Source organism: Acidihalobacter sp. (assembly GCF_037381185.1).
In the GTDB taxonomy this organism is placed as follows: domain Bacteria; phylum Pseudomonadota; class Gammaproteobacteria; order DSM-5130; family Acidihalobacteraceae; genus Acidihalobacter_A.
Window position 1 is genome coordinate 25,233 of record NZ_JARRQY010000037.1, and the last position, 24,004, is coordinate 49,236.

Annotated in this window: 19 protein-coding genes and 2 pseudogenes; 14 read left to right on the top strand and 7 right to left on the bottom strand. The window is 64.5% G+C overall.

Annotated features, from left to right (window positions below):
• Window positions 1-16: 16 nt before the first annotated feature.
• From tssM to P8014_RS13525, 9 genes and pseudogenes are all read left to right on the top strand, one after another.
• Window positions 17-3,751, top strand: coding sequence for a type VI secretion system membrane subunit TssM (tssM, locus tag P8014_RS13485; protein ID WP_337817847.1), 3,735 nt, complete (start codon window positions 17-19; stop codon window positions 3,749-3,751).
• Entirely contained in the window at window positions 3,748-4,731 is a 984-nt protein-coding gene (gene tagF, locus P8014_RS13490) for a type VI secretion system-associated protein TagF (RefSeq protein ID WP_337817848.1), read from the top strand. The genes tssM and tagF overlap by 4 nt, the downstream gene beginning before the upstream one ends.
• A gap of 254 nt (window positions 4,732-4,985) precedes the next feature.
• The gene (locus P8014_RS13495) at window positions 4,986-5,675 is read left to right on the top strand and encodes an OmpA family protein (protein ID WP_337817849.1); all 690 of its coding nucleotides are present in this window, start codon (window positions 4,986-4,988) and stop codon (window positions 5,673-5,675) included.
• A 56-nt stretch (window positions 5,676-5,731) separates the two neighbouring features.
• Window positions 5,732-6,048 (top strand): annotated as a pseudogene (locus P8014_RS13500) (contractile injection system protein, VgrG/Pvc8 family); the annotation flags it as partial.
• A 120-nt stretch (window positions 6,049-6,168) separates the two neighbouring features.
• Window positions 6,169-8,409 (top strand): type VI secretion system Vgr family protein, encoded by a 2,241-nt coding sequence (locus tag P8014_RS13505; protein WP_337817865.1) that lies wholly within the window; start codon window positions 6,169-6,171, stop codon window positions 8,407-8,409.
• Window positions 8,410-8,486: 77 nt separating this feature from the next.
• A complete protein-coding gene (locus P8014_RS13510; RefSeq protein WP_337817850.1) occupies window positions 8,487-9,929 on the top strand; it encodes a hypothetical protein in 1,443 nt (480 codons plus the stop codon).
• A 3-nt stretch (window positions 9,930-9,932) separates the two neighbouring features.
• The gene (locus tag P8014_RS13515; protein ID WP_337817851.1) at window positions 9,933-10,937 is read left to right on the top strand and encodes a PoNe immunity protein domain-containing protein; all 1,005 of its coding nucleotides are present in this window, start codon (window positions 9,933-9,935) and stop codon (window positions 10,935-10,937) included.
• A 37-nt stretch (window positions 10,938-10,974) separates the two neighbouring features.
• A complete protein-coding gene (locus P8014_RS13520; protein ID WP_337817852.1) occupies window positions 10,975-11,280 on the top strand; it encodes a hypothetical protein in 306 nt (101 codons plus the stop codon).
• A gap of 220 nt (window positions 11,281-11,500) precedes the next feature.
• Complete coding sequence (locus P8014_RS13525; protein ID WP_337817853.1) at window positions 11,501-12,130, top strand: PoNe immunity protein domain-containing protein; 630 nt, start codon at window positions 11,501-11,503, stop codon at window positions 12,128-12,130.
• 656 nt (window positions 12,131-12,786) lie between these two features.
• On the opposite strand, the gene P8014_RS13530 is transcribed toward P8014_RS13525, so the two are convergent.
• The 7 genes from P8014_RS13530 to P8014_RS13560 form a co-directional block, all read right to left on the bottom strand.
• The gene (locus P8014_RS13530) at window positions 12,787-13,032 is read right to left on the bottom strand and encodes a hypothetical protein (RefSeq protein ID WP_337817854.1); all 246 of its coding nucleotides are present in this window, start codon (window positions 13,030-13,032) and stop codon (window positions 12,787-12,789) included.
• Window positions 13,033-13,268: 236 nt separating this feature from the next.
• Window positions 13,269-14,810 (bottom strand): nif-specific transcriptional activator NifA, encoded by a 1,542-nt coding sequence (gene nifA / locus P8014_RS13535; RefSeq protein WP_337817855.1) that lies wholly within the window; start codon window positions 14,808-14,810, stop codon window positions 13,269-13,271.
• Complete coding sequence (nifL, locus tag P8014_RS13540; RefSeq protein ID WP_337817856.1) at window positions 14,807-16,420, bottom strand: nitrogen fixation negative regulator NifL; 1,614 nt, start codon at window positions 16,418-16,420, stop codon at window positions 14,807-14,809. Before nifL ends, nifA begins: the two co-directional genes overlap by 4 nt.
• A 39-nt stretch (window positions 16,421-16,459) precedes the next feature.
• Entirely contained in the window at window positions 16,460-16,759 is a 300-nt protein-coding gene (locus tag P8014_RS13545) for a ferredoxin family protein (RefSeq protein ID WP_337817857.1), read from the bottom strand.
• Window positions 16,756-18,057, bottom strand: coding sequence for an FAD-dependent monooxygenase (locus P8014_RS13550; protein ID WP_337817858.1), 1,302 nt, complete (start codon window positions 18,055-18,057; stop codon window positions 16,756-16,758). The genes P8014_RS13545 and P8014_RS13550 overlap by 4 nt, the downstream gene beginning before the upstream one ends.
• Before the next feature lie 25 nt (window positions 18,058-18,082).
• Window positions 18,083-19,186 carry an electron transfer flavoprotein subunit alpha/FixB family protein gene (locus P8014_RS13555; RefSeq protein WP_337817859.1) on the bottom strand — a complete coding sequence of 368 codons (1,104 nt, stop codon included), beginning with the start codon at window positions 19,184-19,186 and terminating at the stop codon, window positions 18,083-18,085.
• A 36-nt stretch (window positions 19,187-19,222) separates the two neighbouring features.
• Entirely contained in the window at window positions 19,223-20,071 is an 849-nt protein-coding gene (locus P8014_RS13560) for an electron transfer flavoprotein subunit beta/FixA family protein (protein WP_337817860.1), read from the bottom strand.
• Window positions 20,072-20,399: 328 nt separating this feature from the next.
• Here P8014_RS13560 and P8014_RS13565 point away from each other — a divergent pair, with 328 nt between their 5' ends.
• From P8014_RS13565 to P8014_RS13585, 5 genes and pseudogenes are all read left to right on the top strand, one after another.
• Window positions 20,400-20,723 (top strand): iron-sulfur cluster assembly accessory protein, encoded by a 324-nt coding sequence (locus P8014_RS13565; RefSeq protein ID WP_337817861.1) that lies wholly within the window; start codon window positions 20,400-20,402, stop codon window positions 20,721-20,723.
• A 27-nt stretch (window positions 20,724-20,750) separates the two neighbouring features.
• On the top strand, window positions 20,751-21,638 hold the full coding sequence (gene nifU / locus P8014_RS13570) for a Fe-S cluster assembly protein NifU (RefSeq protein WP_337817862.1): 888 nt from the start codon (window positions 20,751-20,753) through the stop codon (window positions 21,636-21,638).
• Window positions 21,639-21,641: 3 nt separating this feature from the next.
• Window positions 21,642-22,850, top strand: a complete 1,209-nt coding sequence (gene nifS / locus P8014_RS13575; protein WP_337817863.1) for a cysteine desulfurase NifS — start codon at window positions 21,642-21,644, stop codon at window positions 22,848-22,850.
• Between the two features lie 94 nt (window positions 22,851-22,944).
• Window positions 22,945-23,754: a TOBE domain-containing protein gene (locus P8014_RS13580; RefSeq protein ID WP_337817864.1), complete on the top strand. Its 810-nt coding sequence runs from the start codon at window positions 22,945-22,947 to the stop codon at window positions 23,752-23,754.
• Between the two features lie 44 nt (window positions 23,755-23,798).
• A pseudogene (locus tag P8014_RS13585) lies at window positions 23,799-24,004 on the top strand (molybdate ABC transporter substrate-binding protein); the annotation flags it as partial.

The window sequence follows — 24,004 nt, forward strand, 5'->3', positions numbered from 1 at the left end:
GAGGCCCCCCTTCCCGATGAACCGTCTTCGCCACTTTCTATCCAAGCCACGCACGCTGATCGTCATCGGCATTGCGCTTCTCGCCCTGCTCTTCCTACTCGGGGGAAGCATCGTAAAGGCACTGGCTTTCTGGATTGGGATCGCGCTGGTGGGCGTGCTGATCGTGATGCTGGTGATGGCAGTTATCCATCACATTCGCGCTCGCCGCTCATCGGAGGAACTCGGCGACGCGCTGCTCCAGACATCCGACAGCGGGGGCAAGGGGCGCGGTAGGAATGCGGACGTCGATGCGCTGCACCAACGCCTGCGCGAAGCCGTGAAGTCGATCAAGACCTCGCGTCTAGGCGAAACCAAGGGCACCGAAGCGCTCTACGAGCTGCCCTGGTACATGATCATCGGCAACCCGGCCGCCGGCAAGAGCACCGCCATCGTCAACTCCGGACTGCGCTTTCCGTTCGCCGATCAGCAGGGCAGCATCATCCAGGGCATCGGCGGCACGCGCAACTGCGACTGGTATTTCACCACCGAAGGCATACTGCTCGACACCGCAGGCCGCTATTCCGTGCATGAAGAAAACCGCAGCGAGTGGCTGAGCTTCCTGGAACTGCTGCGCAAACACCGCCCACGCGCGCCGATCAACGGCATCATCATCGCCGCCAGCATCGCCGAACTCACCGATAACCGCCCCGAGTTCGCCATCGACCTGGCGAAGAAACTGCGCCAGCGCGTGCAGGAACTCACCGAATGGCTCCAGGTCATCGCGCCGGTCTACGTCATATTCACCAAGGCCGACCTGATTGCCGGCTTCAATGACTTCTTCCACACGCTGGACGACGACGAACGCGAAAGAGTCTGGGGCACCACGCTGCCCTTCCAGGCCGATGGCAGCATCGATGCGGCCGACCAGTTCGACCGTCACTTCGACGAACTGAGCGAAGGCCTCAAGGAAATGAGCCTGTCGCAGATGTCGCTTCACCGTGGCAGCGCGATGGCGCCCGGTCTGCTCACCCTGCCCCTGGAGTTCACCGGAATCAAAGCCTCGCTGCGTACGTTCATCACCACGCTGTTCGAGGACAACCCTTTTCAGTACCGCCCCGTGTTCCGCGGCTTCTACTTCACCAGCGCACTACAGGAAACCGCTTCGGTTCACCATGCCTCCGAACGCATCGCAAAACTCTACGGACTTTCCGAGGCCGAAGCGCAGGCAACGCCTGACGGACAGGCATCGGAAAACGGCTATTTCCTGCTCGACCTGTTCCGCAAGGTCATTTTCGCCGACAGACAGCTGGTACGGCAGTATTCCAGCCGCAACCGCACCCGCACCCGCTATGCCGCGTTGCTGGGATCAGCCTTGATTCTGGTTCTGGCGCTCGGCAGTTGGGGATGGTCCTACTACAACAACCGTCAACTGATCGCGCAGGTGCAGGCGGACCTGCACAAGGCGGTGGAACTGCAAAAAGGCCGCATCGATCTGCAGTCGCGCCTCCAGGCCCTGCAGATCCTGCAGAACCGGCTGAAACAGCTCGACGCATACAACCACGATCATCCGCTGATGCTGGGCCTCGGCCTGTACCAGGGGAACATCATCGAAAAACAGCTGCGCGCCGAATACTTCAACGGCATGCGCCAACTGATGCTCGCCCCGGTCACCCAGAACCTCGAAAGCTATCTCACAAAGGTGGTGGCACACGGCAAGCAACTGGGACAAACCACCTCGAAAGGCAAAGCCGGCAGCACCGTCCAGGCATTGCCGGGAGACGAGCGGGCCCCCTCGCCCACGAACACCGAAGATGCCTACAACGCGCTCAAGACCTATCTGATGCTGGGCAACGCCCAGCGCGTCGAACCGGTTTACCTGGCCAATCACATCGAGCGTTTCTGGAGCGGCTGGCTCGAAGCCAATCGCGGCATGATGAGCAGCGACCAGGTGCTCGCCACAGCCGATAAGTTAGCGAGCTTCTATGCCTCCCAGTACAAGCAAACCAACTGGCCGACCGTCAACAACCAGATCGTGCTCGTTGGCGACAGCCGCCAGGCACTACGCCAGGTCATGCTGGGCATGCCCGCGATCAACCGCGTATACGTTGAAATCAAGGCCCGCGCGGCCACGCGATTTTCACCGATCAGCGTGGCCTCGATACTCGACCCGCGCGGCGCCGAACTGCTGCATGGGAACTATCAGGTACCCGGCGCCTTCACTCGTGAAGCGTGGAAGGGCTACGTCAAAAAGGCCATTCACGACGCCGCCCACAACCAGCTCAACACCAGTGACTGGGTACTGCAGACGTCCCAGAAAACCGATCTGAGCCAGACCCACAGCCCGGCCGAGATACAAAAACGTCTGACCGCGCTCTATGACAAAGGTTACATAGACGCCTGGACCCAGTTCCTTCGCGACGTTTCCATCGTACGATTCGCCAGCTTCAACGCCGCAGTGGCGGACATGAACACGCTCGGGGACCCTGACACCTCCCCGATGCGCAGCTTGCTCAAAACGGTTTACTACCAAACCTCCTGGGACAACCCCATCCCCCCCGGGCTGAAGTCCTCCCACGGCGGTTTCTTTGAATGGTTCAAGCGCGCCATCCTGCGCCGCCAGCCGTCACGCGTGCATATCGACCCCGCCAGCATCAAGTGGCCCGACGGCAAGCTGCACACCGGGCCTGTCGGCAGCGCGTTCTCCGGTGTCGCCCAGCTGATGACCGTCGCGCAAAAGGGCAAGCCCACGCTGCTGCACGACTATCTCGCCGCACTCGCCATGCTGCGTACCCGTCTCAATGCGATCAGCAATCAGGGCGATCCAGGCCCCGGCACACGCACGCTCATGCAGAAGACGCTCAACGGCAGCGGTTCAGAACTGTCGTCGGGGCTACAACTCGTCGACGAGCAGATGCTCGACGGCATTGACCATCGCCAGCGCAGCATCCTGCGTCCGCTGCTGCTCGCCCCTCTGACGCAGAGCTTCAAGGCCCTGGTGCAACCCACCGAGACCGAAATCAACAAGGTGTGGACCGCCCAGGTCTACGCTCCGTTCAAGAAGGATCTCGCCAAAAAATATCCCTTTGACACCAACAGCCAGGTGCAGGCCACCAACAGCGAGATCGCACAGATCTTCGGCCCATCCGGAGCTATTGCGAACTTTGCCGACGGCACGCTCGGCCCGCTGGTCAACCGACGAGGCAACACACTCACGGCGAAGCAATGGGCCGACATGGGCATCACGCTCTCGCCACGTCTCATGACCCGCTTTCCCCAATGGGTCGCGCCGCTGGGACAAACGGCCGGTTCCGACACCCGCACGGTGTTCCAGATCGAGCCCGAACCAGGCAGCGGCGGCATCAGCGAATACACCATCGACATCAACGGCCAGACACTGCGTTACCGCAACACGCCTCCGCAGTGGCAGTCCTTCGTCTGGGACAGCACGCAGAGCAACCCGACGGTCAAGATCAGCGCGGTGACCTATGACGGACTCAACGTGACGGTCGAGAATTTCGTCGGCGCCAATGCGCTGGGAATGCTGGTGCGCGCCGCCGACGCCAAGCTCAACAAGGCCGACGGCACCTACACCCTTACCTGGACCCGCGGGAAGATCGGCGTCACGGTGCACCTGAAGCTGATCAGCGGTGCCCAGACCAATGCCGATGGCTCGCAAAAGCAAGGACTGCAGGGATCCACCCTTCCCGCCACCGTCGTCGGCGAGATTCGCGCCGCCTCTACTCCCCGCCCAGCCACGGAGCCCGCCTCATGAACGGCGAACTGTCACTCAACATCAGCTATTTCGGCAAACTGCCGGGGCGTGGCGACTTTCTCAAGGCGCTGGGCAGCAACCCACCCCTCATCGCCATGCTCGACCGCTGGGCCGGCCAGGGATTGGAGCTGCTGTCCAAGGACGTTGCCTGGAAGCAGCTCTACGATCTGGGCCAGCCGCTCAACTTCGCCATTCTAGGCTCCCGCAGCCGCGCCGCCGTGGCCGGCCACCTGCTGCCCAGCACCGACGCCTCCGGCCGGCGCTTTCCGTTCATGGCCGGCGTATCGATGGAAGTGCCGCAGCCGCTCGCCTTCCTCTCGCGCAGTTCACTGGCGTTCTCCCGCCTGTGGGCGCGCCTGGAACGAGAGACGCAAATGGCCTATGACGCCTCCGATCCCTCCGCCCCCCTGACCGAAATGACGGAGAACCGGGCCAACGTCAATGTGCTCTATGAAACGCTCAATCCCGCTTTCCAGGACTTTCTCGAGATGCAGACCCTGGCAAGCCTGGGCGAACTGCTTGCCTCGCGCGAAGAATCAGTTTCGCCGCGCCGCATTCTGCTGGCGCTCGGCGTTCTTCTGCAGCCGGTGATGAACAACGGCGCCGCGCGCATCGGCAAAGGACTGATGCTGCCGCTGCCGCGCGACCCTCTCTACCGCAATCTGGCATCCACGCTCTGGCTGGACCTCATCGCCGGTTTTCTCTCCCGCGCCGATTTCGAACTACTGCTGATGATGCGCCAGGGTCCGCAGCCCGCTCTTGCGGTGAGTTTCAACGGTGTCCAGGGTTTGAGCCTGCAGGCGATGTTCGATCCGAACGCCGCGCAGCAGCATTTCATTGCACTGGACGACCCGGACTGGGTCGAGGACCACGTGCGCGAAGAACCCACGCTGAAAAAGCTCTCCGCCTATACGAGCCAGGACGGCCTCTCGCTGCGCACCGCGCGTAACACCTTTCGTGAGACATTTCTCGGAGCATGACCTCCATGCGGATTTCTCCAAACCTCATTTCAAAACACGACACAGGCGTCGCGCTACAGCCGCGACGCGCCCCAGCCATTCGGGGCATCGCCGCAGGCGGAGCCGGCGATACAGAAGCCCCGGTGCGGAGGTGCTCCCACGGCCGCAGTACCCAGCGCGGTGTTTTGGGCGGTGCTCTCGCATGCCTGCTGTTGTTCTGCAGCGCCGCTGCGCTGGCCCAACCCTCAGATGCAGCGCCCCCCGCCGCTGACGGCATGGTCACCGTCAGCGGCACCGTCCCCGACCAGGCCACCAAGGCCAGCGTGCTCGCGCACCTGCGCAAACTGTACGGCGCCGACCACGTCGTCGATCGCCTGTCGGTCGGCGGCGTCGTGGCCCCGGCCAATTGGAGCCGATATGTGACCGGCATGATCGGCCCCGATCTCAAGCAGGTATCCAAAGGCTGGCTCAAGATTCAGGGAAACATCATCGACATCAGCGGTGAAGTCCCCAACGAAGCGGTTCGCCAGCAGGTCCTGAGCAAGCTCTCGGGTGATTTCGACTCCCACTACGGCATCAAGCAACATCTGCGCATAAGCGTGTCCAAGCAGAAAATCCTCGACAACACGCTCGCCGACCGCACCGTGCAATTCGAAAGCGGCAGCGCCAATCTCACCGCCGCCGGTCGCGCCGTGCTCGACGACATGGCCGCCACCATCAAGAAACTCCATGACCCCTTCATCAACGTCGTGGGCAACACCGACAACGTGGGCAACCGCCAGGCCAACATCGAACTGAGTCTCGCGCGCGCCAGCGCGGTAAAGGACTACCTCGTCGGCAAAGGCATTCCCGCAGCCCGGCTGTCCATCAGCGGCATGGGTCCCGACAACCCCATCGCCAGCAACGACACCGCCGCCGGGCGCGCGCGCAACCGCCGCATCGACTTCCGGATTCTCAAGAACTAGCACCACTGCGCGGTGCGCTGTTGCGCCCGAAAGACCACCCATCGAGGTCACAGTTTATGGAAGCAACAAACCTCTCCGCCTGGCTTGATCTGCTTTCGCAAACCACGCGCTTCATCACGCTCGAGACCCCTGCCGCCGACGGCCTGCTGGTCGAGCAGTTCCAGGGCCGCGAAGCCGTCAACGAAGACTTTCGCTTCGAACTCGACTGCGTCAGCGCCTCCGCCTTCCTAGACCTGCAAGCGCTGCTAGGCCAGCCGGCAAGCCTGGGGCTGGCCCGCGCCGACGGCGGCCGACGGCTCTGGCACGGCTACCTCACCCACGCCGCCGCGCTCGGAGCCGACGGCGGACTGGCCCGCTACCGCCTGGTGATGGAGTCCGGCCTGGCCTTCCTGCGCACGCGCCGCAACGCACTCATCTTCCAGGACAAGACCCCTTCCGCTTCGAGCACGATCAAGGCGCCACGGCGGACGATCAGGACGATCCCGGCCACACCCTGGTCATTTTCGATACCCAAGCCAGCCAGTCGCCACCCGAGGGCACCCCCCCACTGCTGCGCTTCCACCGCGTCGACGCCACCGAGACCACCGACGCCGTCACCCGATTCAGCGAGCATCGCCAGTGGGCCTCCGACCGCGTCGAGACCGCCAGTTGGGAGCCCGCACAAGTCCTCAGCGTAGCCGGCAACGCGCAGGCGCCAGCCGATGCAAACGCCCCGGAACTGCCCGGCCTGGACGTTTTCGAGGCCGACCGCAGCACCCGTTTCGACACCGCGGCCCAGGCCAGGCAATACGCGGCTCATCACCTCGACGCACTGCGTTTGCCCGCTCGTACGTTCTACGGCCAGGGTGCGGTACGCACCCTCGAGGCAGGCAAGCGCTATACGCTCACCCAGCACCCGGACATCTCCGCTGCGGACTTCGTACCGCTGTCGGTCAACCACCGGGCCACCAACAACGTCGGCACCGGTCTGGCGCACCTGCACGGCACGCAGGCCGACGCCGAACTGGGCGCAGGCAGCTACCGCCAGCACTTCGACGCCATCGCGGCCGGCACCCCGATCGCGCCGGCGCACCGCGACCGCCCGCTCGCCCCCGGCGGCAGCAGCGCCGTCGTGGTCGGCGTGCCGGGCGAGGCGCTCACCGGCACCCGCGACCACCAGGTCCGCCTGCAATTCCCCTGGCAGCGCGGCACCGCTCCCCTGCCCGGCGGACTCGCCGACGCGGCCAGCAGCGCCAACCCGCAGGGCCACGCGCCCGACGACGACCGCTCGGGCACCTGGGTGCGCGTGGCCGAAACCGCTGCCGGCGCGCACCACGGTCACAGCTTCGTGCCGCGCATCGGATCGGAGGTTCTGGTCGAATACACCCACGGCGACATCGACCAGCCCGTCGTCGTCGGTCAGCTCTACAACGGCCGCGCCGCACCGCCGTTCGCCGCAGGCGAGAACAGCGATGCCAACCACCCCGGCACGCTCAGCGGCGTACGGACGCAAGGCCTCGACGGCCGCAACGCCAGCCGTTGGGTACTCGACGACGCCAGCGGGCAGCTGCGCCACAGTCTGTCCCACACGCTGAGCGACAGCCGCCTCGACCTCGGCTATCTCATCGCTCAGCAGGACAACCGGCGCTTCGGCTACCGCGGCGAGGGCTTCGAGCTGGGCAGCCGCGGCTGGACCGTGGTGCGCGCCGGCGAAGGCCTGCTGCTCTCGGCCAGCGCGCGCCCGCAGGGCCAATCCACTCAGATGGACGCCGCCGGCGCCAACGGCCAGCTCGCCGCCGCCGGCGCCACCGCCCGGCGCCTCGACACAGCGGCGGCCCAGGCCAAGGCCACGGGTCTCGATGCGAACACCGCGCAGAGCGATCTCCACCGCGCACTCGACCCCGCGCAGGACGGCAAGTACGCCGGCCCCGTCAATGGTCAGAGCGCGACCAAACCCGCAGGCGCCAAGCGCAACGGCGGCGCACCGGTGGAACGCTTCGCCGAACCGGCCGTGCTGATCGAAAGCCCCGAGCGGCTGGCGTTCACCACGCCCGAGAGCGCCGCGGTCTTCGCCGGGCGCCACCTGCACCTGACCGCCCAGCGCGACGCCCATCTGGCCGCTGGCGCCGCCCTCGGCGCCGCGGCCGGCGACGGCGTGGGCCTCTACGCCGTCGCCGGCGGACTCAAGACGATCGCCAACCACGGCCCCCTCAGCATCGAGGCCCACGCCGACGCGCTGCAGGTGCTGGCCGACAAGAGCGTCACGCTCGCCTCCGCCGGCGGGCAGCTCAAGGTGCTGGCCAAGCAGGCCGTCGTGCTCAAGGCCGGTCAGTGCACGGTGAGCCTCAAAGGCGGCGGCGTCACCCTGTCCTGCCCCGGCAGCTTCACGGTCAAGAGCGCCTCGCATGCATTCATGGGGCCGGCCAGCAAGCCGGCGGCGCTGGAGGCGTTGCCGAGCGGCCGGTTGGGAGAGATACGGGGTCACACTGAGATTATCGCCAAGTATGACGACACCGAAGCGATTAAGGGCGCCCCCTTCAAGGTCACTTTCCAGAACGGCACTTCACGCAGCGGCACGCTGGATGCACAGGGCTTCGCCCGTCTGGAAGGCGTGCCGCTCGGAGGCGGCCGCATGAGCCTCGGCGAGGATGCGCGGCCCTGGGCGGCTCAGGGCAACGCCGACAACCCACATGCGGGCAGTGCCTCCGACGCTGATGCGGGCCTCGCTCTGGTGAACACGGTGGTGCGCTCATGAGCACTCCATCAGCCGGCTCGGCCCGTCAGCCGAATCGGACCGCTCTTGCCGCGGCCGTTCGCCAGGCCGTCGAAGACGTGCGCACCTTCCTGCACTCCTTCTACACCGGCGAGGTCGTCGACGAGCGACAGGCCGCCGAACGTATTGTCGGACAGTGGCTCTCGCGCGTGCAGGGCTTTCACGACGAACAGGATTTCACACAGCTAGTGCAGGCCTTCACCGGCTATCTCTGGGCCCCGCAGGTCAAGAGCCGCGAGAACCTGGCCCTGGGCTATTTCTTCGGCGGTTTCATGCCCACCTACGGCGCAGCGTTCACCTTCGTCTCCTTGCTGTTCGACGGCGAGCCCTGGCCCCGGATACAGGCCTTTATGCACAGCCTGAGCTACGGCGCCGCGCGCACTTACGTCGAGCAGTTCGACTGGGCCGGCGCCAGAAAGAAGGCCCGCGCCGAGGTCACGCAATGGATCGACATCCTGCGCGCCGAAGCCCATCAGGTCGAAACCGCACAGCACCGAAAGAATCAGGCGCTCATGGGCTTTGTCGGACCGTATCCCGGATCGCCGACGCCGACGCCGACCGCACCGCCTGCCGTAGCACCCGCTCCACTGCCCGAGGCCGCCCCGGCGGCCGGTGCTCTGGAGCGTTTGCTCGGCGGTACGGTTCGCTTCTCGCCCTGGCTCGTGGCCCTCTCGCTGATGCTGTATTCCTCGCCCCTGAACGAAGGCGAGGACGAAGAACTTCGACGGATGCGGCTCGAACAGGCCGAGAAGAACGACACGCTGGTGGTTCCGTGGACCGACGTACAGACCGAAATCACCACCAATGCGACCAACCCCGAATGCCAGCCCCAGCAGGAGGACAATAACCGTAACGGGCGCCACTGCGAGGAAAACGCCCACGGCATTATGGAAACCGCGCTCGCCTATGCCACACTGGCCGCCCCGCCCGGCGGCCCGGGCCTGGACGGACTGTTCGAGAAGCGTGCGCCCATGAACCTGCCGGCCCCGTTCCCCAGCTTCGTGCAGACCCCCAGACCCGGCAAGCTGTTGTTCCTGCCCCCGGGCAGCGCACCGCCCAAGGCCATCTACGACTATGCCGGCGAGCCAAAGACCGCCACGTATCCGAAGTTCGTGGTGCTCGAGGCCAAGCACATCGGACGGCCCATGGACCCGGAGGGCAATCCGGACGGGTTCCAGAGAGGCGCCCGGCATAGGCTGAAGAATACCTGTGGCGGGCGGCAAATGAGTGAAGCGTGGGTTGAAGACCGAATAGCCCCAGCGTTAGAAAAAAACGGCATGTCTGGAGCCAAAATCGAAAGTAAAGAATCCGAGATAAGAAAGACCGGTTTTGCTCGCTGGGTCTTCGTCTGCCAGCCCGGCGCAACAGAGAGCGCTCGCACCTTCGTGTTCATCGACATTGGCAGTTCGGACATCATGAAGAAAATCGACCAAACCAAACCGAAAGTGCGTAAGCCGCACGGCGGTCAGACGCAGGCGCCATCGACGGATACGGGGTACTAGAGCATGCTCGACAAGGACATCATTCTCAAAATCCGGCGACAGATAATGCTTGATCCTGGTAATTCCGTCGGCAAGGAACAGGGCTACCTGCTGGGCATAAAATTAGCTAAAGACTCCTTGAGTGAAAATCCACGCCTAAAAGTCGCAAATAGAGAACGCCGTGCTATCGCTCGCAAAGACTTTGAATACCTGATCCTAAAATACACGGCAGGCGTACCTGTCGCCGAACTGACTCGCGACATCACCCGCATCATCAATGAGTTCGATGAAGCGATCCAAAACGAAGTGCTTCCGGACGTAGACGGCGACTACGTCCCTTACCTAGATCTAACCTACATCGAAGGTTACGTTCGCATCCTGTGGCTGATGGCCTTGTCGGTACTGCTCGGCTATCGCGAGGGGGCCGCCATCGTGGTCAGTTGGATCGACCGCTACGAAGACGCCGGCTTCCCGAATCGTGGCCGTGACGGCCTGTTCGAATCCATCGTCAAGGCCGCCACGGGACACAACATCGAATCCGAACGCGTCCTGATGCACCCGAACGCCTTCCGTTCTCTGGCGAAGGCCACGGTCGTGGACGACGCCGAAAAGCCCGCCTTCGTCGCCACCTACCTCGACAACTGGTACAAGGCCATGAAGGGCAATTACTGGTGGGGCTTCCACAAGGACCCGCCTGGCCGTTCGTCCTTCTTCGGCTATTGGGCGTTCGAAGCTGCCCTGGTCACCTACCTCTGGGACATCGACGACAGCAGCTACCGGGACCACGAGTACTATCCGAAGGACCTGATCGACTTCGCCCGCGGCCTGCCGTCGGCCACCGTACCGAAGACGCCGCCCAGCGTCGAAGCCGGCCAGCCCTGCCCGCGTGCCGGCTGGTGGTTCACGCCCGCAAAGGCGAACTCCCGTCGCCATTTCAAGAAAGGCGATGTTTTCCCGACCATTGAGGGCAGCGACTTTGGCGCCATCTTCTGGCAATGGTCGCCGGACCAGTCTTCGCCGAAGCTGTAGCAACGGGCGCCACTGCGAGGAAAACGCCCACGGCATTATGGAAGCCGCACTCGCCTATGCCACACTGGCCGCCCCGCCCGGCGGCCCGGGCCTGGACGGACTGTTCGAGAAGCGTGCGCCCATGAACCTGCCGGCCCCGTTCCCCGGCTTCGTGCAAACCCCCAGACCCGGCAAGCTGTTGTTCCTGCCCCCGGGCAGCGCACCGCCCAAGGCCATCTACGACTATGCCGGCGAGCCCAAGACCGCCACGTATCCGAAGTTCGTGGTGCTCGAGGCCAAGCACATCGGACGGCCCATGGACCCGGAGATTGAAACCAGCCTTGAAAAGGAATGGCACGACTGATGCCAAAGTGAAAAGCAAGGAGACCGAAATCAGAGACGCTGAATACGCCCGCTGGGTGTTTGTCTGTCAACCGGGCGCGGCAAATGGCGCGCGGACTTATGTCTTCATCGACATCGGAAGCTCGGACATCATGAAGAAAATCGATCAGACCAGGCCGAAGCCACGCAAACCCCGCGGTGGAGAAACTCAGTCACCATCGGCCGACACGGGGTTCTAAGCAATGCTCGACAAGGACACGATACTGAAAAGTCGCCGGCAACAGCTGCTCGATCCAGGTAACTCTATGGGCTTGGAAGAAGGCTACCTCTTAGGCCCAAAACTCGCACGCGAGTCATTAAGCAAGAACCCGAGACCTAAGGTCGCGAGCAGCCACCGCCGGGCCATCGCACGCGACGATTTTGAATATTTGATCCTCAAATACACCGCCGGCGTATCCGTTCCGGCGCTGGCCGCCGACATACCCCAAATCATCGAAGAGTACGACGACGCCATCAAGAACGAACTTCTCCCGGACGTGGACGGTGACTACGTTCCGTACCTCGATCTTACGTACATTGAAGGCTATGTTCGGATCTTCTGGCTAATATCCCTGGCAGTACTGCTTGGCTACCGCGAAGGCGTCGATACCATCGTCAGCTGGATCGACCGCTACGAAGACGCCGGCTTCCCGAACCGCGGCCGTGACGGGCTGTTCGAGTTCGTCGTCAAAGCCATCACCGGCAAGAACGTCGAATCCGAACGCGTCCTGATGCACCCGGATGCCTTCCGTTCGCTGGCGAACTGGTCACCTACCTCTGGGACATCGACGACAGCAGCTACCGCGACCACGAGTACTATCCGAAGGACCTGATCGACTTCGCCCGCGGCCTGCCGTCAGCCACAGCGCCGGACACGCCGCCCAGCGTCGAAGCCGGCCAGCCCTGCCCGCGTGCCGGCTGGTGGTTCACGCCCGCCAAGGCGGACTCGCGTCGCCATTTCAAGAAAGACGATGTCTTGCCCGCCATCGAGGGCAGCGCCTATGGCGCCACCTTCTGGCAATGGTCGCCGGACCAGTCTTCGCCGAAGCTGTAGGTCACTGGCCGCCCCGCCCGGCGGCCCGGGCCTGGACGTGATTACGGTGACACCTTACCAATTACACCAATTTATGCTCATGTCGAGCATCTTCAAAAAATAACGAAAATAGTAAGGTGTCGCCGTAATTGCAAAATCACTTGTTGGCCTCTTTAACGCCACTGCGATATTTGCTGAATCTTCTCGTATATCTGCTTGAATTGATTGGAACTGTAGCGACCCCAGCCGACCCGCCACTGGCTTAAGTCTCTACCCATGTTCTCACCCTCTTGAATGACTCCTGCTCGCCTCATCATTTCTTCAGGTGATTCGCCTTCTTCCGCATGCAACCTCCACCGGTTAGGAAAAGAATAAACCACCAATCTGGGTATGAAGCTTCGCCAAGGGTCCTATTGAGGAAGGACCATGCCTCCACAGGATCGTATTGCTGATTACCTAGTGAATGGTAAACGTCGGGTGCGCCTGTTCAAGGCTCCTCAGAAAGGTAGCCACGGGAACAACCTCATCCCGCAACTTTTTCCAAACACCCTTTCCAAGACGATAAGCTGCAACATCGCCATCTGATCGAGATCGCCCAAATAATTCGCGCTCGATCTGAAGGAATCTCTTTACCGAGATGCCATGATCGCTTGAGAGTTCCGAATAGAATTCCTTCAACGCTGGTTCGTCGAACTGTTTCATCTGGCAACAAGCCCCAAACCATTGGGGAAGCGCTGATTTATTCGCCCGAGGCGTCTGTGCTGATCGTGAGTCTGGGATAATGAGCCATCGTTACAGTTGAGTTGATCGCCATGCAAACGAGCCGCCATACAGGGAAACGAGGCTGCTGATCGCTATAGGGTCAAAACAATTTAACAACCTAAAGATTGGGCATGAGTTCTAGCTACCATGACATAACACAGCCCCGAACATCCCCCTCAAATCTGCCGCACCTGTATCTTCAAGGTCTGAATCCGATACGCAATCTGCCGCGGCGTCATGCCCAGCAAACGCGCCGCCTTGGCCTGCACCCAGCCGGCCTGTTCCAGGGCGGCGACCACGCGTTCGCGTTCGCTGAGTTCGGGATCGTGCAGATCCGCCGCCGGCGGGGGGGCGGCAATCTCTTCGGCCTGGGCGCGCTGGGTCAGGCCGGGCAGCGTCACCAAGTCGCTGTCGACCACGCCCTCTTCGCTCATGACGGCAGCCCGTTCCAGGCAGTTCTCCAATTCGCGCACGTTACCCGGCCAGTCGTGCGCGGCCAGGGCGCGCAACGCGCCCTCGGTGATGCTCAGGGTCCGGCCCTGGCGCTGGCCGATCTGATCGAGCAGAAACCGCGTCAGTTCGGGTAGATCGCCCAGGCGTTCGCGCAGCGGCGGCAAGAAAATCGGCATGACGTTGAGGCGGTAGTAGAGATCCTCGCGGAACTCGCCCTTGACCACCGCATCCTCGAGGTTGCGGTTGGTAGCGGCGATCACGCGCACGTCGACGCGCAGCGTGCGCGTGCCGCCCAGGCGTTCGAACTCGCCTTCCTGCAGCACGCGCAGCAGCTTGGCCTGGAAGGCAGGGGTGATCTCGCCGATCTCGTCGAGGAAGATGGTGCCGCCGGCGGCCTGTTCGAAACGGCCGCGCCGGCTCGCCACGGCGCCGGTGAAGGCGCCCTTCTCGTGACCGAACAGTTCGGATTCGAGCAGGTTGTCGGGCAGCGCCGCGCAATTGAGTTTGACGAACGCGGTGCTGGCGCGCGGGGAGTTGTAATGCACGGCGTTGGCGATCAGTTCCTTGCCGGTGCCGGATTCGCCGCGAATCAACACGGTGGTGTTCCACTTCGACACTTGCCGCACTTGCTCGAACACGCGGCGCATGGCCGGCGCATGGCCGACCAGCGTGTCGAAGCCGTATTCGCCGCGCAACTGGCGGCGCAGGGAATCGCGCTCTTCCTGCAGCGCCCGCTGGCCGCGCTCGGCCTCCCAGACGCGCTGGACGCTGCTGCCGATGAAGTCGGCGATCATCTCCAGGAAAGCGGCCTGCTCGGACAATACCGCCGGAGTCGAAGGCTGTACCGCAATTACGCCCGACACCGCATCGCCAATGGGGATCGGCACGGCCAGGAACGGCCGCTCGCGGTCGTACAGGCCCATGCGATCCAGGAAGCGGGGCTCTTCGGACAGGCGCACGGCCATCACCGGCTCGCGCTGCGCCAGCACCCAGCCGACCACGCCCTCGCCGCTACGGTAGCGCAGAGCCTCGCGGTCGGCGATCTCGGCATGCACGGCATAGACCGACAGGGCCGCACCATCGGGCTCGCGCAGAGCCACCATGCCGTGCAGCAGGCCGGCCTCGTCATGCAGGATCGCGAGCACGGCTTCGAGCGTCGGGCGCAAGGATTCGGCACGGCTGAACACCAGGCCCAGCCGGTAGAGCGTCTGCAGCTGGCTTTGCAGCAACTGCAGGCGGTTGTCCGTGTCGCCGCCCGCGCTCATGAATCCGCGGCGTGTCGCTGCGAGCGCGACGAGAGGGGAAATACGACGTGGATACTAGTGCCGGGCGTATGCTCGGGATCAATCCAGATCAGCGCGTCGTGCGCATTAATCACGTTCTGCACGATGGACAGCCCCATGCCCGCCCGGCCGTTGCCGGCCTTGGTGGTGTAGAAGGGCTCGAACACCTTGAACTGGCGCTCGGGAGCGATGCCCGGCCCCGTGTCCTCGATCACGATCTCGATCTCACCATTGCGCAGCTCACTGCGGATCAGCAGCGAACGGGCGTCGGACGGCACCTCGTGCAGCGCGTCCAGAGCGTTCTCCACGAGCTGCTTGAACAGGTCCTGCAGCGCGACGGAATCGCCCCAGTACGGCGGCAGCGAGCGCTCCGGCTGCCAGTCGACGACCACGCCCGCAGCCAGCATGAGCGGCGTGTTCATGGCCAGCACGTCGCGCAGAAGCTCGTTCAGATTGACCGTGGAGCGATGACCGCGATGCTCGGGCGGCAGCGCATCGGACAACCGTCGCGTCGCTTCTTCGCCGGCTTCGCGGGCCAGTGTCAGCGCCTGCTGGATGCCCGCATCCTCGGGCTGGGCACGGCGTTCGAGCAGGCCCTGCAGGGCCTCGATTCTGCTGATCAGGCCGTCGAGCTGGAAGCGCGCACCGTTGACGGTCTCGCGCACGCCCTCGGTGAGTTCATGTTCGGTCAGCACGGCGCGCAGCGCGCTGATGCGCAGTTCCTCCTGGCGCCGGCGCTGGGTGCTCACGTCATTGACCGCCAGCAACAGGTAACCCTTGGACTCGGGTTCGAAGAAAGCGTCGGGCCGGCTCTCGACACCGTCCACGCGCGTGGTGGAACAGCTCAGCCAGCGCGTCGGGCGACCGCCCTCCTCGCCGCCGACGCCCACTTCGCGGTCCTTGAACTGTGCCAGCGCGCCGGCTTCTGTCCAGCCGGTCAGCGACAGCCCGAGCGTGGTGAACACGCGTTCCGCAGGATCGCAGCCGAGTTCGCTGCGCAGCCGCAGATAGGCGGCGTTCTCGCGGATGAGTTCACCGTCAGAGTCGATCAGGACGATGGCGACCGGCGCCAGGGTAAACACCGATTCGACCAGCGCCATGTGGTCGCGCAGTCCGCGCTCCAGACGATGCATCTCGGTGATGTCGCGATGCATGCCGATGAAATGCGTGGCGCGACCGTCGGCATCGACCACCGGCGCGATGGTGACCTCAGCTAGATAAGGGGCGCCGTCGCGACTGCGGTTGAGCAGCGTGCCTGTCCACGGCTGGCGTTCGCTCAGGTGGCGCCACAACTCTTCATACAACGCGCGCGGCGTGACCTTGTGCGACAGCACCGATTCGTTGCGCCCGATGATGTCCTTGCGCTGATAGCCGGTGACGCGAGTGAACGCCGCGTTGGTGTAGAGGATGTTCGCCCTGTCGTCGGTGATGGAGATCGCCACCGGCGCCTGCTCGACCGCGGCCATGAACAGGCTAGGCAGCAGCGAAGGAACGGCGCTGGCCTCGTCCGCGGCCGGGCGCGGCGGATCCGCCTCCGCCCGTGCGCCGTTCTTCAGCATGCGCTGCCCGCTACCCGGTTTTTTGCCCGTCATGCGCGCTCTCCAAGCCCGTCAGCAAAAACATCACGGCATTCACCCGAACTTGAACAGAATGCCGTAGCCGCCGCGCGGATACCACCATTCGACGTTCTGATGATCCGAACAGATGATCCGGCAGGTGCCGCATTCGAGGCAGCCGTCGGTGGTGAGCGTCACGCCGCCGTCGGCATCGAGCGTGTAGCAGCCGGCCGGGCAGCAGTGGGTGCATACCTTGTCGGTGCACTCGTCACGACACACCTCGGCCTTGCGCAGGCTGACGTGCGGTCGCCCTTCGTCGACCCGGTAGCGGTTCTGGAACAGCTTTTCCTCGATCTTGACCTGCGTCGTCGTCATCTCAGCGCCCTCCACATTTTATAGGCGTCGGAAGCGGCTCCCAGCAAGCCCCGCTGCTCGCGGAACTCGCGGAAGATCTGGCGTTGCTTGGACTTCTTGTCCGTACCGTCGACATGCAGCATGTGCATGGCCGCGCGGCTCATCAGCTCGGGATAGGTGGTGAACAGCTGCGGGCGGGCGTGCAGGGTGTCGGGCACGTCCTTGTACTTCTTCAGGTCGGCCATGACGAAGCTGCCGTCCAGGCGTCGCTTGTACTCGGTCAGGTAGCGCGCATCCATGGGACAGGATTCGCTCTTGAGTTCGATGATGGTCTCGGCCGCCAGGCGACCGCTGGTCATCGCCAGGTTGGAACCCTCGCGATGCACCGCGTTGACCAAACCGGCGGCGTCGCCGACCATCACCCAGCCGTCGCCGTAGAGCTGCGGCACGGACTTGTAGCCGCCCTCGGGGATGAGGTGGGCGGCATACTCCTTGGCCTCCGAGTCGCGCAGCAGCGGGCGGATCGCCGGGTGGTTCTTCATGTCCTCGAGCAACTGATAGGGCGGAATGCCGCCTTCCTTGAAGCTCGACACCATGCAGCCCACACCGATGGTCAGCGATTCGCGATTGGTGTAGAGGAAGCCGGTGCCGATCATGCCCTGGGTGATCTTGCCCATCATCTCGATTACCACGCCCTCGTCCTCGCCCACGTTGAAGCGGTCCTCGATGACCTGCGGCGACAGGAACAGTACCTCCTTGACCGCCAGGGCGACGTCCTTGGGCTGCAGCTCGCCGTGAAAGCCGGCGCGCTGCGCCAGCAGCGAGTTCACCCCGTCGGCCAGCACCACCACGTCGGCATGGATGTCGCCGTCCGTGCGGTCGGTGCGCACCCCCACGACCTTGCCCGCCGGATCCCGCAGCAGCTGCGTGACCGTGGTCTCGCAGATGACCAGCGCACCGGCCTCCTGCACCTTGGAGGAGAACCAGCGGTCGAACTCCGCGCGGATGATGGTATAGCGGTTGGGCGGCCCCTTCTTGAACTCCTCGGAGCGGTAGGTGCTGCCGATGTACGAGGCGTCGTCCAGCACCCACAGGCGCTGCTCCAGAATCGGCCGCTCCAGCGGCGCGTCCTCGCGGAAATCGGGAATGATCCGCTCCAGCGCGTCGGAGTAGAGAATGGCGCCCTGCACGTTCTTCGATCCGGGCGTCTCGCCGCGCTCGATCTGCAGCACGCTCAGGCCGCCCTTGGCCAGCGTGTAGGCGGCAGCGTTGCCCGCCGGACCGGCGCCGACCACGATGGCGTCGAAATATTCGCTCATTGCGATGATCCTCCAGTGATCCCGGTCAGCTCGCCGCGCGAGTGACCGCAAGCCGTTTGCGGAAGGCCTCGGTCAGCGCGGGCACGATCTGCACCGCGTCGCCCACGATGCCGTAGGTGGCGAAATCGAAAATGGGCGCCTGCGGATCGCTGTTGATCGCGACGATGACGTCGGAGCCCTCCATGCCGACGCGGTGCTGCACCGCGCCGGAGATGCCAGCGGCGATGTACAGCCGCGGGCGCACCGTCTTGCCGGTCTGCCCGACCTGGCGGTCGGCCTCGACCCAGCCGGCCTGGATCACCGGCCGGCTGGCGCCGACCTCGGCGCCGAGCACTCCGGCCAGATCGAACAGCAGCTTGAAGTTCTCCGGCTTGCCCATGCCCAGCCCGCCCGAGACGATAATCTCGGCATAGGGCAACTGCGCGCCCTCGCGAGCCTCGTCGGGAATGAACTCCAGCACCTTGGCCAGCACGTCGTCCTCGCTCATGCCGAAGCCGCTGCGCACGATCTCGCCGCTGCGGGCCGGGTCCACCGCGGGCATGGCCATCACGCGCGGTCGCACCGTGGCCATCTGCGGGCGGTAGTTGAGCGTCTGAATCGTGCACAGCAGGCTGCCGCCGAAGGTCGGGCGCGTGGCCATCAGGCTGCGCGTCTCGGGGTCGATGTCGAGTTCGGTGCAGTCCGCGGTGAGCCCGGTGCCCAGCGTGGTCGCCACGCTGCCGGCCAGGTCGCGGCCGAGGGTGGTGGCGCCGAGCATGAGTATTTCCGGCTTGTGCGTGTTGACCAGATCGGTCAGCGCGCTGGTGTAAGTTTCGTTGCGATAGTCAGCGAGCACTTCGCCAGTGGCGAGGTAGACTAGATCCGCGCCGAAGCCGATGGCTTCCTCGCAGGCCTTTTCCAACGCGTCGGCCAGCGCCTCTTCCTCGCCTCCGCCCAGGATCACCGCGCCGAGCACGGCGCCGAGCTGGTCGGCCAGCTTGCGCCCCTCGCCGAGCAGTTCCCAGGACACCGGATGCACCTCGCCGCGCTCCTGCTCGACGAAGACCCAGACGCCCTTGTACGCCTCGAACTTCGGGTCGAGCTGGAAGCGCCGCCCTTTGGGCCGCGCGTTTTCTGTATTGGCGTTCATCGCGTTACCTCGTTATGTGACGCATTACTTCCGTGTTCACCCGGCCTGGCGCAGCAGCAAGCGCTCCAGATCGCCGGAGTCGTCGAACAGCCGCTCGACCAGGTCTGCGGCGACGTCGGCGGGGCTGCGTCCGGCGACTTCGAGCTGCGTTGCCGGCTCCGCAGTGGGCTTGGGCGCGAACACCTTGGTCACCACCGTCGGCGAGCCCTTGAGGCCGATGCGCGTCGGATCGTCGATGCCGGCATCCTCGCGCCCCCAGCGCGTGATCTGCGTACGCGCGGCGCGGAACATGTCGGGCATGCTACCGTGGCGCAGAGTGTTGACGCCTTCGAGCAGGGTGATCAGACAGGGCATGGGCGCTTCGAGCACCTGCACGCCGCCTTCCGCGCGCCGGTGCACGCGGATGCTCCCGGCTTCCGGATCGACCTTTTCGATCTTCGCCACATAGGTGAGCAGATTTAGATTCAACCGCGTAGCGATACCCGGGCCGACCTGGGCGGTATCGCCGTCGATGGTCTGCTTGCCGGTGAAGACGATGTCCACCGGCTCCTGCTCGCTCAGACGCAGGATGGCCTGCGATAGCGCGAAAGAGGTCGCCAGCGTGTCCGAGCCGGCGAACAGCCGGTCGGTCAGCAGCACCGCGTCATCGGCGCCGAGCGACAGTGACTTGCGCAGCGCCGCCTCCGCCGTGGGCGGCCCCATGGTCAGCACCGTGACCTTGCCGCCGCCGAGGCGGTCGCGCACACGCAGCGCTTCTTCCAGCGCGAACATGTCATAAGGGTTGACGATCGCGGGAACGCCCTGGCGCATGATGGTGTTGGTCACCGGATGAATGCGGATCTGCGCGCTGTCCGGAACCTGCTTGATACAGACGACGATATGCATGGCTTGTGCTCCAGAATGCCGAGCGGTGGCTTGTGCCTGTAGCGTCAGCAAAAGCCGTACCAGCGATCGGGAAACGCCGGCCGATCGCCCGGCAGGCCTGTCGACACTGCATTCCAGGGGCGATTCCATGCCTCGCGAACACGGTCATCGCCGTGTAGCAAAACCGACAAAACCGCCACACGGCATCGCTTCGTGGTCTCGTTTGCCACACACGCCAACATAGCCCGAACTCCAGCGCTGGCGGGGTCTGCAGCGCAATTTCGGGCTTTGGCACCTCTATTGCTTGAAACACTCTCGAACCCAGTTACCACGCTTCGAGGAAGACGTCATGCTGACCCTGACCGAACAAGCCATCAGCGCCGTGCAGCGCTTCATCAAGTCGAGCAGCGAGCCCGTCTCCGGGCTGCGCGTCACCATCACCGGCGGCGGCTGCTCCGGCTTTCAGTACGGCATGCGCCTGGAGGAAAGCCCGGCGAGCGACGACGCCGTCATCGACTGCAACGGCCTGTCGGTCTACGTCGACCCGCTGAGCGCCCCGCTGCTCGAAGGCGTCACCGTGGACTTCGTCGACAGCCTCGATGGTTCCGGCTTCAAGTTCGAGAACCCCAACGCCCAGTCGAGCTGCGCCTGCGGCAGCTCCTTTTCCGCCTGAACCGGCCCCGCCCGGGAGGACACCGCCATGTGGGAATACTCCGAGAAGGTCAAGGAGCACTTCTATAACCCGCGCAACGCCGGCGCCGTGGCCGACGCCAACGCCGTGGGCGAAGTCGGCTCGATTTCCTGCGGCGACGCGCTGCGCCTGACCCTGAAGGTCGATCCCGACAGCGAGCGCATCACGGAGGCCGGTTTCCAGACCTTCGGCTGCGGCTCGGCGATCGCCTCCAGCTCCGCACTGACCGAGATCGTGCGCGGCTTGACGCTGGACGAGGCGCTCAAGGTCAGCAACCAGGACATCGCCGACTTCCTCGAAGGCCTGCCGCCGGAGAAGATGCACTGCTCGGTGATGGGCCGCGAGGCGCTGGCCGCAGCCGTCGCCAACTACCGCGGAGAAGTCTGGGAGGACGACCACGAGGAAGGCGATCTGGTGTGCAAGTGCTTCGCCGTGGACGCCGTGATGATCGAGAACGTGGTGCGCGAGAACCGCCTGTCCAGCGTCGAGGAAGTGACCAACTACACCAAGGCCGGCGGTAGCTGCGGCGCCTGCCACGAAGGCATCGAGGACATTCTCACGCGCGTCATGGCCGAGCGCGGCGAGGCCTTCGTCCCCGCCGGCAAGGCGGCAGCCAAACCGGGCAAACCGGCCGGCATGACCAACCTCGAGCGCATACGCCTGATCGAAAAGACCATCGAGGAGCTGCGCCCGCAGCTGCAGGCCGATCACGGCGACATCGAGCTGGTCGACATCGACGGCAAGACCATCTACGTGCGCATGATCGGCGCCTGCAACGGCTGCCAGCTGGCCGGCGCCACGCTCGGCGGCGTGCAGCAGCGTCTGGTCGAGGTGCTCGGCGAGTTCGTGCGCGTCGTGCCGGCCACGCCCGCCCAGGCCTACGCGACGAGGAGCTGAACCATGGAACCGATCTATCTCGACAACAACGCGACCACCCAGGTCGACCCGCAAGTCGTGGACACGATGCTGCCGTTCTTCACCGAACAGTTCGGCAACCCGTCGTCCATGCACAGCTTCGGCGACCGCGTGGGCCGTGCGATCAAACAGGCGCGCGCGCAGGTGCAGGCGCTGCTCGGCGCCGAGCACGACTCCGAGATCATCTTCACCTCCTGCGGCACCGAATCCGACAGCACGGCGATTCTCTCCGCGCTGCGCGCGCAGCCCGAGCGGCGCGAGATCATCACCACCGTGGTCGAGCATCCCGCAGTGCTGACGCTGTGCGAGCAGTTGGAGAAGGACGGCTACACCGTGCACCGGCTCGAGGTCGATTCGCGCGGGCGGCTGAACCTGGATGCCTACCGCGCGCTGTTGTCCGAGCGCACGGCGATCGTCTCGGTGATGTGGGCCAACAACGAAAGCGGCACGATCTTCCCGGTCGAACGCATGGCGCAGATGGCCGCCGAAGCGGGCGTAATGTTCCACACCGACGCGGTGCAAGCGGTCGGCAGGCTGCCGATCAAGCTGCGCGAGACCGCCATCGACATGCTCTCGCTGTCCGGCCACAAGCTGCACGCGCCCAAGGGCGTCGGCGTGCTCTACCTGCGCCGCGGCACGCGCTTCCGCCCGCTGCTGCGTGGCGGCCATCAGGAGCGCGGACGCCGCGCCGGCACCGAGAACACCGCCGCGATCGTCGCCCTGGGCAAGGCCGCCGAACTCGCCATGGAACACATGGACGAAGAGAACACCCGCGTGCGTGCGCTGCGCGACCGGCTCGAAGACGGCATTCTGGCGCAGGTGCCATACGCCTTCGTCACCGGCGACCTCGACAGCCGTCTGCCCAACACCGCCAGCATCGCATTCGAATACATCGAAGGCGAGGCCATCCTGCTGCTGCTGAACAAGGCCGGTATCGCCGCCTCCAGCGGCTCGGCCTGCACCTCCGGCTCGCTGGAGCCCTCGCACGTGATGCGCGCCATGGGCATTCCGTACACCGCGGCGCACGGCACCGTGCGTTTCTCGCTGTCGCGCTACAACACGGCCGAGGAGATCGAACGCGTGATCGAGGCCGTGCCGCCGATCATGGCCAATCTACGCCGCCTCTCGCCCTACTGGGGTGCGGATGGCCCGGTGACCGAGCCGGAAAAGGCTTTCGCTCCCACTTACGCCTGAGGCAGAGGCTGTTTCGAAACACCGTATGGCGGACCATCCCGGTCCGTCATGCTCGACGAGAATCGTTATATTCCTGTATATATATCGAACCGCCATGAACATGAACCTCGACAAACACCTGACCGGCAGACTCACGCTCGAGCGCGACGGCAGCGATTTCCTCGGCACGCGGCGGATCACCCTGCTGCGAGGCATCGCCGAAAGCGGTTCGATCAGCGCCGCCGCCCGCACCATCGGCATGAGCTACAAAGCCGCGTGGGACGCCGTGGATGCCATGAACAACCTCGCCGACCGCCCGCTGGTAGTCAGCGGCGCCGGCGGCAAACACGGCGGGGGAAGCCAAGTCACCGACCACGGCCTGCGGCAGATAGAACTGTTCGGAATTCTCGAAAGGGAATACCGCCGGATGCTGGAACGCATCGAAGCGGCCGGGGACGAGCTTGGCGAGCACCTGCAATGGATAAGGAACCTCAACATGGTCACCAGCGCCCGCAACCACTTCCTGGGCCACGTCGTCGGCATCACGCCGGGGCCGGTCAACGCCGAGGTCGTGCTCGACATCGGCGGCAACGACCGCGTCACCGCCGTCATCACCTATCACAGTCTGGAAACGCTCGGTCTCGAAGAAGGCGTCGAGGCTTACGCCCTGATCAAGGCGCCGTCGGTCATCGTCACGCGCGCGGACGACTCGCTGCGTCTGAGCACCCGCAACCGTCTTTGCGGCGCGGTCTCACGGCTTCAGACCGGGCCGGTCAACGCCGAGGTCGCCATCGAACTCAAAGGCGGCAAAACGGTAGTTGCAGTCATCACCTCCGAAAGCGCCGAACGCCTCGGCCTGCATGAAGGCGCAGACGCCTGCGCGGCCTTCAAGGCCTCCAGCGTCATTCTCGCCGTTACCCGCTGAAACAGCATTTACCCTACCCTCAACCCACGAAAGGACCTACCGTTATGTACAAACGACTATTACGCCACCTCTCCGTTCTCCTGGCTGGGCTCGCGGCCACCACCGCTCTGCCCGCTTTTGCAGCCGGACCGCTGCACATCGCGGTAGCCGCCAACTTCACCGCACCGGCCAAGGCCATCATCGCCGACTTCAAGAAGGACACCGGCAAGACCGTGCTGCCCAGCTTCGGCTCCACCGGCATGCTCTACGC

Excerpts from the sequence above, each read along its gene's own strand:
- nifA (WP_337817855.1), bottom strand. The coding sequence starts at position 14,810 with ATGAGCGCGGGCGGCGACACGGACAACCGCCTGCAGTTGCTGCAAAGC.
- P8014_RS13520 (WP_337817852.1), top strand. The coding sequence starts at position 10,975 with ATGGAAGCCGCACTCGCCTATGCCACACTGGCCGCCCCGCCCGGCGGC.
- P8014_RS13495 (WP_337817849.1), top strand. The coding sequence starts at position 4,986 with ATGGTCACCGTCAGCGGCACCGTCCCCGACCAGGCCACCAAGGCCAGC.
- P8014_RS13580 (WP_337817864.1), top strand. The coding sequence starts at position 22,945 with ATGAACATGAACCTCGACAAACACCTGACCGGCAGACTCACGCTCGAG.
- tssM (WP_337817847.1), top strand. The coding sequence starts at position 17 with ATGAACCGTCTTCGCCACTTTCTATCCAAGCCACGCACGCTGATCGTC.
- P8014_RS13560 (WP_337817860.1), bottom strand. The coding sequence starts at position 20,071 with ATGCATATCGTCGTCTGTATCAAGCAGGTTCCGGACAGCGCGCAGATC.
- nifL (WP_337817856.1), bottom strand. The coding sequence starts at position 16,420 with ATGACGGGCAAAAAACCGGGTAGCGGGCAGCGCATGCTGAAGAACGGC.
- P8014_RS13545 (WP_337817857.1), bottom strand. The coding sequence starts at position 16,759 with ATGACGACGACGCAGGTCAAGATCGAGGAAAAGCTGTTCCAGAACCGC.
- P8014_RS13565 (WP_337817861.1), top strand. The coding sequence starts at position 20,400 with ATGCTGACCCTGACCGAACAAGCCATCAGCGCCGTGCAGCGCTTCATC.
- P8014_RS13550 (WP_337817858.1), bottom strand. The coding sequence starts at position 18,057 with ATGAGCGAATATTTCGACGCCATCGTGGTCGGCGCCGGTCCGGCGGGC.
- P8014_RS13525 (WP_337817853.1), top strand. The coding sequence starts at position 11,501 with ATGCTCGACAAGGACACGATACTGAAAAGTCGCCGGCAACAGCTGCTC.
- nifS (WP_337817863.1), top strand. The coding sequence starts at position 21,642 with ATGGAACCGATCTATCTCGACAACAACGCGACCACCCAGGTCGACCCG.
- P8014_RS13555 (WP_337817859.1), bottom strand. The coding sequence starts at position 19,186 with ATGAACGCCAATACAGAAAACGCGCGGCCCAAAGGGCGGCGCTTCCAG.
- nifU (WP_337817862.1), top strand. The coding sequence starts at position 20,751 with ATGTGGGAATACTCCGAGAAGGTCAAGGAGCACTTCTATAACCCGCGC.
- P8014_RS13530 (WP_337817854.1), bottom strand. The coding sequence starts at position 13,032 with ATGAAACAGTTCGACGAACCAGCGTTGAAGGAATTCTATTCGGAACTC.
- tagF (WP_337817848.1), top strand. The coding sequence starts at position 3,748 with ATGAACGGCGAACTGTCACTCAACATCAGCTATTTCGGCAAACTGCCG.
- P8014_RS13515 (WP_337817851.1), top strand. The coding sequence starts at position 9,933 with ATGCTCGACAAGGACATCATTCTCAAAATCCGGCGACAGATAATGCTT.